At 52.0% G+C, this 10,875-nt stretch carries 9 protein-coding genes; 2 read left to right on the top strand and 7 right to left on the bottom strand.

The annotated features are described in order from the left end of the window. From NG99_RS07040 to NG99_RS07010, 6 genes are all read right to left on the bottom strand, one after another. Positions 1 to 732: a T6SS immunity protein Tli3 family protein gene (locus tag NG99_RS07040; RefSeq protein ID WP_034890131.1), complete on the bottom strand. Its 732-nt coding sequence runs from the start codon at positions 730 to 732 to the stop codon at positions 1 to 3. Positions 733 to 747: 15 nt separating this feature from the next. After that, on the bottom strand, positions 748 to 2,850 hold the full coding sequence (locus NG99_RS07035; protein ID WP_052130588.1) for a T6SS effector phospholipase Tle3 domain-containing protein: 2,103 nt from the start codon (positions 2,848 to 2,850) through the stop codon (positions 748 to 750). A gap of 3 nt (positions 2,851 to 2,853) precedes the next feature. Continuing rightward, positions 2,854 to 5,358: a type VI secretion system Vgr family protein gene (locus NG99_RS07030; protein WP_034890128.1), complete on the bottom strand. Its 2,505-nt coding sequence runs from the start codon at positions 5,356 to 5,358 to the stop codon at positions 2,854 to 2,856. A gap of 34 nt (positions 5,359 to 5,392) precedes the next feature. After that, a complete protein-coding gene (tssL, locus tag NG99_RS07025) occupies positions 5,393 to 6,058 on the bottom strand; it encodes a type VI secretion system protein TssL, short form (protein WP_052130587.1) in 666 nt (221 codons plus the stop codon). Between the two features lie 1,021 nt (positions 6,059 to 7,079). Continuing rightward, positions 7,080 to 7,694: a recombinase family protein gene (locus NG99_RS07015; protein ID WP_034890121.1), complete on the bottom strand. Its 615-nt coding sequence runs from the start codon at positions 7,692 to 7,694 to the stop codon at positions 7,080 to 7,082. Positions 7,695 to 8,198: 504 nt separating this feature from the next. Beyond that, entirely contained in the window at positions 8,199 to 8,798 is a 600-nt protein-coding gene (locus tag NG99_RS07010; RefSeq protein WP_052130586.1) for a hypothetical protein, read from the bottom strand. A gap of 424 nt (positions 8,799 to 9,222) precedes the next feature. Between NG99_RS07010 and NG99_RS07005 the strand changes: the two genes are divergently transcribed. After that, positions 9,223 to 9,852, top strand: a complete 630-nt coding sequence (locus NG99_RS07005; protein WP_034890118.1) for a ParA family protein — start codon at positions 9,223 to 9,225, stop codon at positions 9,850 to 9,852. A gap of 2 nt (positions 9,853 to 9,854) precedes the next feature. Next, positions 9,855 to 10,169: a hypothetical protein gene (locus NG99_RS07000; RefSeq protein WP_034890115.1), complete on the top strand. Its 315-nt coding sequence runs from the start codon at positions 9,855 to 9,857 to the stop codon at positions 10,167 to 10,169. A 55-nt stretch (positions 10,170 to 10,224) separates the two neighbouring features. On the opposite strand, the gene NG99_RS06995 is transcribed toward NG99_RS07000, so the two are convergent. Beyond that, the coding region (locus NG99_RS06995; RefSeq protein ID WP_034890112.1) for a DinB/UmuC family translesion DNA polymerase at positions 10,225 to 10,875 on the bottom strand (651 nt) is incomplete at its 5' end.

Below are 10,875 nucleotides of genomic sequence, written 5' to 3'. Positions count from 1 at the left end.
TTAATACTCACCCAGATCCGGGTTGCACTGCATATGATCCCATCCGGTATAGTTTTTCACTTCAGGGACGTTATTGGGGATGTTTTGCCATTTGGGATCGTGTGCAATAACCCCCCAATGGTCAGGTCCATCTACTGCATTCCATGAGATATATTCTCTCCCCCAGTCCAGGCCGGCAGAGCCTGATTTCAAACGGGCGTGCTGCACAGAACCGTCATAATCACGGTAGGTATAGGGAATTCCTGCCCCACCTGGTTGCAGGCGGGGATCGTCAAAGGGTTTTGAACTCATATAGAGATCGCCGGTTTTGGTCTGGATAAAACCCTGATCGTTTATGACGGTGAAGGAAACAATTTCGTCGCTTTCAGGATTTGAAGAACCGTATTGGTTTGCGCCTCCCCCCGGCGTATATCTGGCCAGATACCATGTCTGACCATAGTCTTTTGAAACAAAGAAACCGGCCCCTTCATACATGGTAACGGCGATATAACGTTCTGAGGGGTGAAGATAAGGCTTGGTAAAAATACGGTAGAACTGCGATGTTACTTCGCTATGTATATTGCGTTGGGTATCAGTGAACCAGAGCTCACCCTCGCAGTTAAAGCCTGTCAGCTCCAGATAGCGGTGGTCGTCAAAGCGATACACTACCTGGGTGGGTACTTTTCTGGGGGCGGCATGACAGCCACTGAGCGCAAGCAATCCTATAATTAGAAACCAGTTTTTTCTGCTCATCCTGCCTTCCTTAATTTATACCAGCGGTTTTGGCATTTCCCATTGCAGGACATCCACCATTTTATTTTCCATATCCCGCTTTGTGCCGGGCTGAACCCGCTGGCGTGGACCGTAATCATTCACCACGCCAAACTCACTGGTTGGCATTGGTTTTTCGCCCGTTTCCGGTTTATTCATCAGGGGCTTGAAGTCTGGCGGCAGAATACCTTCCTGATAGTATTTTTTGATTTTAGGCTCCGGGTTTCCGGGTCTGCGCCAGTCTGCCTGCAACAACAAACCATCCCAGAATTTCTCATTCTCGAACGCTTTGTTCTGCCCGATTGCCAGGTCATAGGCCATGGCCATTCTGGGGGCGTACTGGCTGCATACAATGGATGAGTGCTGGCTGTAGGATGAGAGGACCTCAACGGCTTTATCCAGCTCACTGTCTGTCATCCTGCGGCGAAGGGTTAATTTCTGTACAGGACCGTCAGGGTGACCTGTCACCCGGCCATCCACGATTTCGGGATTACCCGGCTTACGCGCCGCAATCTCTTTTACCTGCTCCGGGCTGAGCATCTGGCCGTCACGCAGGGCGATGAACGATCGGGTGTTTGGCACGCTGACCGTTTCCGTAATAAACCGTTCTGCTTTTATCGCCGCGCGGGAAATAAGCTTGTCAGACTCCGACAACCTGTAGCTGTAACCCTGCTCAGTCATCAGCTTAAATTCAAACGGCTCGGGCAGGAGCGGAGCGTTTACAGTGACATCATTAAACTCCCAGCTGGCATCCTGTAACGGTACTTTCTGGTCGTCCATCTGCCGTGGTGGCATAGTGAAGTGGTAGCCGGTTTTATCCCCGACCGTCACCCCTTTGCAGAATACCCGCTGCCGGAAGTTATCGCCCAGTTGACTGCGAACCCCGTCGCGCGCACCGCTCCAGCCAAAGCCCTTAACCGGGAGCATCGAAACCACCAGGTCATTCGGGCAGAAATAGTTGTACACCATGCCAAAATTATTGCGGCTGAATGCCGTATCGCTCCAGCGATTGACCCGGTGCAGGCAGGTGCTGTCAAACAGTTGCTGAATATCGGTAGCATCATGCGCTTTTCCGCCGTTATAGCGGGCGTTGGTTGCCATCAGCTTACAGAAGTTCGTCAGCGTTTCCTGTCTCGCCTGGCTGGTCTGATGTTTTCCCGGCTGGGCGTTTTCCAGGATGCGGCTTTCCAGTGAATAGGGTGAGTGGTTAAGAATTACGCAGTCGGCAGGTTCATACCCTGCCGCTTTTACCCACATATTTGCCAGCAGGGTGATAATGGTGCCCTGGCTGTGGGCAACAATATTGATGGTGTCGTATTTGGTCGGTTCATTGAGTCTGATAGCGATAATCAAATCCGCCAGCCGCCTTGCCGCATACGCCTGATAGATGCGATGCGGGTTCTGATAAATAGGATGACTCCAGTCACCGCCGTTCATCCGGGAGCGGGAGAATTTACCGATAATATCCAGCGCCGCGCCACTGGCACCGGGGCCAAACATATCCGGAATATTGGTGGTGGCATTGGCAAAGGTTCCCCCGCCTTTGGCGAAACCGGTATCGAGCCAGTTATTCAGGTTGTCGGTGTTCTGGTTATCGTGATTTCTTTTTTTTCCGGCATCATTCTGCTGGTAGGTATCGTAAGCCAGGTCGGCCCTGTTTCCCTTTTTCTGCAGTTCATCCCGGTAGCGCTGCTGGTCGGCAGTAAACGTGGCGTTATCCACGGGTTTATAGCCCCAGTAGAAGGGAATAATGGGCGACCGGTTGACCACGCCAATGCAGGTCTGTTTTTCGACAGAGCAGGTCTGTGTTGAGAGATTTCCGTCTGCGTCAGAGATCATAAACTCATGCTCTGTCCAGTCATGGGGATGCAGATCGTCACGGCCCAGACGATGGTTCAGCCCGGCACAGATGCCTTCATCCTGGTTCTGATAGGCTTCACCCACGTCATTAACACCGTGAACCAGAATAACAATGCAGGGTAACGGGCGATGAACTGCACATCGCCGGTTCACCATCTCTCCCCCGGTGCTGCATACGCCAATATCATCTTTCGAGATAACGCCGCGTGTTCTGATATTTTTCGGTTCCGTTCCGTTCATTGGTTAGTCCCTGATAATCTCAATTGCCATTTTTTCCAGCTCATGCATATTCAGCAGAGACGACTGTCCCTGCCCGTCCGTCACGCCTTCAGTGACCGAACCGTCCTGCCGCCGTATGCGGAATTTCTGATCCTTAAGTACATGTCCGGGATCACCCTCGGCGTGAAGCACATAGCGGCGGGAAAACTCTCCGTTCCTGAACGACGGCACTGCCTGGCTGATGCTGTCGCCGTCCTGATACACCAGATTCGGGGTTTTCTGCACAATGCGGGTCGGGCCGAGTTCTTCAATCACGCCGTTTTTGATGCGGATCCCTGCCCCACCGCACATCAGCAGCAGTTCTTCTTTGGCATTCAGTACGATCCGGCCACTGGTGCTGCTGATTTGCATATCCGCAAAGGAAGTGAGTTCCATCTGGTCTTTCTGGGCCTGTATCTGCACCTTGCCCGCCGCGGCAATCAGCTTCATACCCAGTTTATGCGCGAACAGGGAGACCCTCTGACCCGCCGTCACGGAGAACTGACGGAAGACGCTGAAGCTGGCGTCCTGACCGGCTGTGGCAATCAGGTTTTTCCCCGCGGACTGCTGCAGTGATGCCGGCGTGGTCGAGGCAATCCCCGCTTCACCATGCACCAGAACGCCCGGTTCTTTCAGCGTGTGAAGCGCGGTGTTCAGTTCCTGCTGTGGGGCGGTGTCCGCCGGTGAAGCCTGAGCTGTACTGGCTGTCTGCTCCAGCGTCCGGGCCAGCGCCAGCGCTTTTTCCAGTTGCGCAATGGTCGCCGTCATATCCAGCTGCTGACCTCCGGCCCCGGGCCGGGCCTCAGAGGTGAGCAGCACGCCTTTTGCGCCGCGCAGGGCAATACGGGCATCGGTGCGCAGCTCCGCACCTTCGCCGCGCTGATTTTTGTCTTTATCGACCAGGCTGCCGAGGTTCAGCTCGCTGGTGCCGGAATGCGGCGTGCTGAGTTTAATAAACTCATGCTCCCGCCAGTCATCCATCAGCAGGGTGTTTTTCGCCGGCGTCAGCAGAATATTGCGTTTATGGTTCTGCTGCGCCACTGTGTCTGCGTGGCGGGAGTCGTGCATCACATGGGCAATGTAGGGGCGGTCAATATCCCCGCTTTCAAACGCCACCATCACGCCGGTGCCCTCCAGCAGCGGCCAGTGAAAACCGTATTCTCCTCCGGCATACGGTCTCGCCAGACGAACCCAGCCGCTCTCAAAGCCTTTCTGCCATTCTGCCCGGTCAAGATCAAAGCGGATGCGGTAGCGCCCCTGTGCATCAATGTGAGCGTAGAGGTCGTTTTCCTGCATCGAGGAGACACGGGCGGGTAAGGTGCCGCTGATGGCCGGCCAGGGCTGTTCTTCCGGGCGGTAGGTGGCGTGAGCGTTCCACGGGACGGCGGTGAAGGTGATGAAATAGGCCGAATCGCGGGCGATATTTTCGCAGGTGGTCGAGACAATCAGCAGGCCGTCAGGGGCATCAGGCCATTCCTTACCCCGCGTGTTGATGATCATTCCCGGCCGCAGCGTCATACAGTTGGACTTGCCTGAAAACGTCACCAGCTTACAGAGGTGTCGTTCCTTACGGATACCGGCGTACCATATCCCCTGCCCCGGCTGCTCTTCGTAGGCTTTTCCTGCTTCGGGGTAGTGCTCAGCCCAGCGGTTATCAACGCCGCGCAGCGCCCGGTATTCTTCGCTGGTTTTCACCTCTGCCTTCATATCACTCAGGGCATCGCAGTAATTGTCATCATTGACGCCAACCTGCTTTGGTACCGCCGAGCGCACAACCTGCATATCCCAGACCGACTCAAGCCCGCCATCAAACAGACCGGAAGGGTGACGGTACGGAATCGCCGGCCCGGTTACCCAGCCACCCGGGTGATCCGTGAGGATAATGGCATCCTCAAGGCTTTCCTCATCATACTGGCGATAAAACGCCACGCCAGAATCGGCCAGTCGCCGGGCGATGTGGGCATAATCCGACTCTTCATACTGCATCATGAAGTCGCGCAGCGGATACCGGGTGCTGAGCTTCAGGGCGAAACCCAGCCGGTCGATCAGGTGATTTTCAAAGGTTTTTTCCGTCAGGCTGATGATGCTGTCGTTGAGATATACCGCGCTGTTACGTCCCTGCGTCATGCGGGCCATTTTGTGTTCAAGCACCACGCTGTAACGGGTCTGGTCGGCGCTGGTCCCGTGCTGGCGAAACCGGGTGATAATGCCGGGAACAATACGCGGCGTGAGTGTCTCCCAGGGGGGCCCGTCCGGGTACATCAGCAGCTCGGCAGAGTAGTTAATCAGAAGCCGGGCGGGGATATCGCAGGTGGTGCTGGTGAACTCTATTTCATAGCGGGGTATCTGGCTGATGGCCTCCTGCCCACTGAATTTCAGCACGGAAATCTGAATATCCGGATGCTCACGGTTGAGTTTTTTTAAGCGGAGCTGGTAATGGTTGTAGGTACCGTATTTACCACCCGTAATGATGTAGTCCGCAATTCCCATTGCTTCCCGTCCTTATCGTGTTGTATCAGTCCAGTCACTGAGCCAGTAAAAACATCCTCAGGCCAGCCCACATCCCCGCCGTAAACAAGACCAGTGCCATCAGGACCACCGGCGGCGAATGCCACCACTGACCTTCCCGGGGGCCGGTACTGACGACAATATCCTGGTGACGTTCGTTGCCCGGAACGTCAGGGAGTAACGTCTCCAGTTGTCGCATCAGTGATAAACGCTCACCGTTATCTTCGGTCCGGCATTTGCCCTTATAGCCAAGCAGTAACATCCGGTGGTAACAGGCTGTAATGGCAACAGAAGGTGCAGGCTCGCGAAGCAGCTTTTTGATGTGTTCGTAGAAGTATTCGCCGCCGCGAAGGTGCATCAGCAACCTCGACTGGAGTGGCGATTCATGCCACCAGAACGAGACGTCAACATCCTTCTGGGTCATCACGGCCTCATCCAGAAAGACACAATGCGCGAACTTGATTTCTTCGCAAACAGCCTCGGTGGCCCCCGCCTGCTGCAGCTTTTCCTGAACCGCTTCGATTTGCTTAAGGCAGTACTGGTAAAGCTGTTTATCCACCACCACGCCTGGCGTGTTACGGATGGCAAGCGCCAGAAGCCAGGTGTCCTGAAAAATGACGTCCATAAAGGCAGCGGGATGCTGACTGAAGCATGGGGTGGTTTCGGTTGCAGAGGCGGTCACGACACCTGACTTCCTTATCTGTATGAAATATCTTCCGGTGCACGGATTCTGGCAGATATCCGGTAAATCAAACTGAAACGGAAAGTAATTAAAACCTTTTGGTTATTATGGATAACGAGTTTGTTGTGAAGGGGCTGCGCCATTCTTCCGTTTTTTAGCCCGGGCTGTTCGGTGCTCACTGCGCTGTGCTCCGCCTCAGTCCAGGCTAAAAAACGTTACTGGGATTTGGAGAACAACGGAACAGTAAACACAGTTAAATGGTCATTTAGTGGCGACAACAGCCCTGGCATGGGGGCTCTCACCATCTTCCCGAATTTACACCACGCCTCAAGACTCTAATCTGTCCGGACGGCTCACAGGCATTCAAATATCAGGTGTTTGACAAACTGGAATGTGCGTAAGCGTCCACCGGGGGGCGTATTGACGGGGATGTGATAATTAGTCGGCAGTGTGATGAAGCGCATCGTTCAGAAAATACGGCAGTTGCTTTACGCTCAAATGTCCCCATAACTAGTCTGGTTTAATGGTGCAGCAGTTACTTTCCAGATTATTTAGGGGGAAACAAGAGTATGGCAAGATGTACGGCTCCTGTACGTGGACACAGCTCAGCAGCAGCAGCTGCTGCCTGTCCCGCATGTCGTAATCGCAGTGGTTATCGCCGCAGTAGCTACATTTATGATAGTTACCCTTCTTACTCATCATCAGGCTCTAGCGGTGGTGGAAGTTATGGAGGCAGTGGCGGATCCAGCAGCAGCGCGAAGCCACGCTGGTCAAAATCAGGGGCTTCCGTTTCCTACACAGCGGCCCAAGTACAATCACTCACACCAATTCGACAAGCGGTTGAGAAACTTGCCGTTGAGCAACCTGATCTGCGTGATGTCTTCCTTTGCCATGCCTGGGATGACCGACAAGGTATTGCCAAAGAGCTGCACGCTTATGTCGAGTCAGTCTCACGTCATTTTCAGAAAAAAACAGCACCAAATGCCAGAAGCGGGCTGCACTGGCTACCCACGGCGACAACTCAGAGCTGATTGAGTAGTTTCTTTCCGTCAGGCCGCAGTTCACCTGTCGGCGACAGGTGACGGTATAACGTCTGCCTCGAGATACCAAGCTCTTTGCATAAATAACCTATCCGTGTCTCAGGCTTTCCCATTGCTGCCATCGCCAGGCGCAATTTGGCCGCCGTCATCTTGAACGGCCTGCCGCCTTTTCTTCCCCGGGCCCTCGCTGAAGCCAGCCCGGCAAGGGTGCGTTCAGATATCAGCTCTCGCTCAAATTCAGCCAGGGCTGCAAAAATACCAAAAACCAGTTTACCCGCTGCGGTCGTGGTATCAATCGCTGCCCCGTGTCCCGTCAGTACTTTGAGCCCTACTCCCCGCCCCGTCAGATTATGCACAGTATTTATCAGATGGTGTAAATCACGGCCCAGGCGATCCAGTTTCCAGACAACCAGCGTGTCGCCTTCCCGTAGTGCCTTCATGCAATTAATCAGACCGGGTCTGTCTTCAATTTTACCTGATGCATAGTCTTCATAAAGATGCGACGGGTTAATGCCAGCGGCCAGTAAACCGTCGCGCTGGAGATCGGTCGTCTGAGAGCCATCTATCTTTGATACCCGCATATATCCAATTAACATTTTTCACCTGTCACAAATACGTTCGATTATGTGACAGTCTGCATCAGAACACTTCGAATATCAAAAGTAGTCACTTAATCCGTCATTCAATCTAAGGTGTGTAAAGGGTGCTGAGCTGAGGTTATGTGACATGGTTTTATAGGGGTACCATTTCAGCAAACACAGTTTGCCAACGAGCCAGAGATTTCGGATCTGAGCTGGAAGTGGAAAATCTCCAAAATTTTGCATAATCGGCACTTAATAACATAATGGCTCTTAAGCGCCCCGGCCGGTCCGGGTTCGTGACGAAACCGCCCTCCCCTCACTAAAAGATCACCTTTTCCCCGGCAAAAGCGGCCGTTTTTTATGTTGCCGGCTTGTTATCATAAACTGATTTTCCAACTGAGTGTCATTTCACGGCCAAAGCGCTATTTTGACAGGTTTTCTGTGTGAGAAAAAAATCACGGCCGGAAATTGTGGAGGTTCCGGCTGGATTTGCCCCTACTACTCAATTTATCCAACAAATCAACTCTGATGGAGATTTTTAACCATTATGGCGTGGAAACCACGTACAGTTTGAGGGCCTATGGTGTTAAAACGTTCATTGCTAAAGTTAATACCAATGCCATATTGGTACTGGTAGTAGATCCACCACCGTGCATGTTCGAATTTCATCAATGCAAAGGCGCGGGGAGCGTTTGCATCACCATAATCGTTAAAGACCATAGAAGCAGCAAGTCCCAGTCCGTGTTTATTCTGTTCGTATTCTTCCTTATAGTAATTGGAACCTCCCTGTACGTGGTATACTCGATATTTATCCCTGTCAATCTGATCCACCATGAGTGAGCAACCGCTGAAGTCTGGGGTAAATACAAACTTTCGTGTTCCTGGGTTCGCGGGTATAACACAAGATTGACCCTGCGGAACCCAGTACCCTTCAAGAGGGGTGGACATACCGGGGGGATCCAGAGTCATTATATTAAACTTCTTATTTACAAAGTGATGGTTAAGGTCAAAGTTATTTGGGCCAGCTAAAAGTCTATCAAGGCGGACAGCGGTCAAGAAATTGTTCTTCATAATGTCTATAGTTGAATTACTAAACTTATTGTTGAGTACTGTAGTCATTACATCTCCTTGTTCTAGTTGTGATGTTAGTAGACCTGCCATTTACTTGGATCTGTTATAGCAATAGGGAGTCCCCTATTGTTATAGGAAAGCCTCTTCAAAAAACAGGCTCGCCGTACAATAATTATTTATATCCAATCGGCCCCGTTTATGTGGTGAGTTTGGATATGGGAAATTTTTGCACCATATGATTATAGCTGCAAGATTGCAGCTAATTTTTTTGCGTGTTTACGCTACTTTTTTCAAGATGATGAAGGCTAATGGTTGGTATTTTGAGGATGTAATCTTGCTGCTATATTGCTGCTATATTTTATATTGCAATCTTGCAGCAAGCTGCTATCATTCTTATAGCTTGCTGGGCTGGGGAATTTTTTAAACAAGTAAATTTTTAGATAGCTGCAAGATTGCAGCATGAGGGGTTGCTATGGCTTGGATTGTTGCTTTTGTATCTCAGAAAGGTGGTCCTGGAAAAAGTACTCTGGCAAGAGCATTAGCTCGGGAGTCAACATCCGGAGGGCTGAAAACAAAAATTGGTGACCTGGATACTGAGCAGGCTACATCAGCTGATTGGCATCGTCGCCGTCTAGCTGCAGGATTGCAGCCAGCTGCTTCTGTTGAAGTATTCTCTACAGCTGCACAGGCTCTTGCTGCTGCAGATAACTATGACTTATTGGTTATAGATGGCCCTGCCCGTGCCAGCAAAGGAACCACTGAAATTGCTAAGGTTGCAGATTTAGTCGTTCAGCCTACAGGAGCTTCCCTGGATGATCTCATTCCTGCTGTGAAAGTTTTCCATGGACTTGTTAAGGCGGGAATACCTCGTTCAAAACTTGTTTTTGCCTTAAGCCGTATTGGAACTGAAGCTGAAGAAAACGATGCAAGAGATTATATCCAACAAGCAGGCTATGACACTCTTGACGGTTGTATGTTTGAAAAACCAGCCTACAGGCAGGCGCAAAATGCCGGATTATCTGTTACCGAAACACGCTACAAAGGCTTAAATACGCGGGCGGATGAACTGATTCAGGCGCTAATTAATAAGATGGGAGATTAAAAATGGCTGATGTGTCCAGGCTCCGTAGAAAGAATTTAGGTACCCCTCCAACACCTGAAGATGCAGCAACCAGTCTTAACGCCCCGGAAGTGGCCCCAGCAATTCCAGATGCAGGCCATCTTTCAACTAATGCAGAAAGTTATGTCAGGCGTGATGGGCGCTCAGCACGAAAAACCAACAGGACGCTGGCGTTTGCTACGCGTGTAACTGAAGATTTTGACAGGCAAATTAGAGATATAGCTGACATGGAAGGTCTAAAGCTAGTTGAAGTTTTGGAAGAAGCTCTTCAAGCTCTTAAAGAAAAAAGGGGATATTGATTTTTAAGCTGCAATCTTGCTTTTATCTTTCGATTAGATAGCTGCAATCTTGCAGCTATCTAATTTTTGCCACAGGAATATCTGTCCAGCGAGTCGTCCATGCCGGTGACAGCATTTCCCGCTTCATCTGCCAGGCTGGCTCAATGCCTTTCCCTGCAAAGCCGATCCGGAACCGCCCGGACCGGTTCATCGCATCCAGCAAATCCATCAGTTCATCACTGCCACGCCGGGGCGTTTGCTCACCGAACAGGTTCAGCTGCGCCACGCCGTCGGGCCTCAGTTCACTCAGCATCACGCCCGCTTTGGCATACCTGAACCCCGGGCGCCAGATGGCATCGAGCGCCTGCACAGCCGCCCGGATGATGTCCCGGCTGTCGCGGGTTCCGGTGCCAAGCTTTATGGTGGCGGTGTTGCCGTAACCCGGCTTACCGGCATCAAACGGCGAGGTGCGGACAAAGCTCGCCACATGGTGGCAGTACTGGCCATCTTCCCGCAGCTTCTCCGACACGCGCTCCGCGTAGCCGCAGATGGCCTGACGCATGTCGTCATAGTCGGTGATGCGTTCGCCGAAGCTCCGGCTGACCACAATCTGTTGCTTCGGCGGCGGCGCCTCTTCCAGCGGGATGCAGCTTTCCCCGTTCAGCTCACGCACGGTCCGCTCCAGCACCACGCTGAATTTTTTCCGGATAAACGACGGGCTGGTGCG

Source organism: Erwinia typographi (genome assembly GCF_000773975.1).
Lineage (GTDB): Bacteria > Pseudomonadota > Gammaproteobacteria > Enterobacterales > Enterobacteriaceae > Erwinia > Erwinia typographi.
This window is presented reverse-complemented; position numbering and strand designations above follow the sequence as displayed.

What these genes read in the sequence shown, in the direction of transcription:
- NG99_RS07040 (WP_034890131.1), bottom strand. Translation starts at nt 732, where the DNA reads ATGAGCAGAAAAAACTGGTTTCTAATTATAGGATTGCTTGCGCTCAGT.
- NG99_RS07035 (WP_052130588.1), bottom strand. Translation starts at nt 2,850, where the DNA reads ATGAACGGAACGGAACCGAAAAATATCAGAACACGCGGCGTTATCTCG.
- NG99_RS07030 (WP_034890128.1), bottom strand. Translation starts at nt 5,358, where the DNA reads ATGGGAATTGCGGACTACATCATTACGGGTGGTAAATACGGTACCTAC.
- NG99_RS07015 (WP_034890121.1), bottom strand. Translation starts at nt 7,694, where the DNA reads ATGTTAATTGGATATATGCGGGTATCAAAGATAGATGGCTCTCAGACG.
- NG99_RS07010 (WP_052130586.1), bottom strand. Translation starts at nt 8,798, where the DNA reads ATGACTACAGTACTCAACAATAAGTTTAGTAATTCAACTATAGACATT.
- NG99_RS07005 (WP_034890118.1), top strand. Translation starts at nt 9,223, where the DNA reads ATGGCTTGGATTGTTGCTTTTGTATCTCAGAAAGGTGGTCCTGGAAAA.
- NG99_RS07000 (WP_034890115.1), top strand. Translation starts at nt 9,855, where the DNA reads ATGGCTGATGTGTCCAGGCTCCGTAGAAAGAATTTAGGTACCCCTCCA.